The sequence below is a fragment of the Allorhodopirellula heiligendammensis genome (assembly GCF_007860105.1).
In the GTDB taxonomy this organism is placed as follows: domain Bacteria; phylum Planctomycetota; class Planctomycetia; order Pirellulales; family Pirellulaceae; genus Rhodopirellula; species Rhodopirellula heiligendammensis.
This window is the reverse complement of record NZ_SJPU01000032.1, coordinates 1-1,502: the sequence shown is the minus strand read 5'-3', so window position 1 is coordinate 1,502 and position 1,502 is coordinate 1. Positions and strand designations below refer to the sequence as shown.

Sequence of the window (1,502 nt, the reverse complement as noted above, 5' to 3'; positions counted from 1 at the left end):
TAGCGACGGTGTTGTTTTTGGCAATAGCGCAGATCAAAAATCTTGAAGTTTTTGATTCCTTCGCCCATGCTGGTCAGGGGCCAGCCCCCGAACCCCCGAGATTTTTCAGGCATGGCGCCAGATGTTCAAATGATTTTACAATCTCTGGGCGCAGCATTATAATGCACCCGCTGGGTGAAACAGATCGAGGCTCTGCAGAGATGCAACCTCGTGAGGGATAACCCAGTCGCCGATGCCTCAATGATGTATCGAGCACGTGAGGCGATCAGAGTTGCTGTTTTACGACGGTGCTGTGGTCGCCTCTTTTATTTCGATAGGCTTACGTCTGCCTTCCGCCATGATTCTCCATTGCGAACCATGTCATTTAGGATTGTGACCAGCTTTCGCATCGATGCGGTTTGAGCCACCTTGGCTAATTTTCCACGTGAGCGCAAACCTGAGTAGAAGCGTTTAATCACCGGATTGTGTTGGGCTGCAGACATGGCTGCCATGTAAAGCACGCAGCGAACTTGCGAGCGGCCTCCTCGTGCACGGCGTTTCTTGTCCGACTTGCCACTTTGATTAATGATTGGCGCCACCCCGACGAGCTTTGCAATCTGTGCCCGGCTGAGAGTCCCCAGCTCTGGCAATTCTGCCAGAATGGTCGAAGCAGTAATGCTACCGACACCTGGTACGCTCAGAAGAATATTGACCTTCGGATCCGTCTTAGCTCGCTCGGTGAGCAACGCCTCCAGCTGCTCATCAATTGATTTTAGCTGCGTTTGCAGGTGTAGAATCGTGAGTTCGATCAATTCGCAAGCATAGCAATCATGTGTTTGCGCAAGACGGTTTCTCTCCGCATTGAGCAATCCTATGACTTGGCAACGCCGACGCACAAGCGCTTGGTGGCGTTTCTCTTCGGGGCACCTTTGCTGTGTCAAATGGATCTCGACATCCTCGCCAAAACGTCGAATCATTCGGGCATCAATGACGTCGCTCTTCTCCAAATAGCCATGGCCCTTTGCAAAGTCACGAACTTGGCGTGGATTAGCGATGCAAACGGGAATACCCGCTTCGTGCATCGCGTCGACAAGCACGTGCTCGTAGCCCCCAGTCGCTTCGCAGACAACCAGCGTGTTGCTGGGCGATTTAATCCTGGCGACCAGCTTCTTTGCGACGGCCGCAACCGTATTGGGCACCGCTTGGGCGATCTTTTGCTCGGAATCGTCGATGTCGAGCTCTTCAGAAGCTACATCGACACCGATCACGCGAGAATAATTAGTCTTCAAAGTTAGGTCCCATCCTAGTAAATACGATCTAGCCGCAGGCGGCCGATCTAGCGACGGTTCGGGTTCAAAACAAACTGCCGCGCGAGTCAAGCTATCCCACGGTGTCTAAGCGACCTAGGGGCAAATACGATCTACGCGGCAGTGCCTCGCAACGGCTGCAGGCTGCTGCGGGGCATCAACAGTCAACATCCTGATTCAAGATGGTTGAAACTGCCAACATGAGACATACTAGGG

1 protein-coding gene is annotated in these 1,502 nt (G+C 52.9%); it reads right to left on the bottom strand.

Annotation, left to right across the window (positions count from 1 at the left end):
• Window positions 1-305 precede the first annotated feature (305 nt).
• A complete protein-coding gene (locus Poly21_RS26820) occupies window positions 306-1,268 on the bottom strand; it encodes an IS110 family RNA-guided transposase (RefSeq protein ID WP_146410137.1) in 963 nt (320 codons plus the stop codon).
• Between the last annotated feature and the right edge of the window lie 234 nt (window positions 1,269-1,502).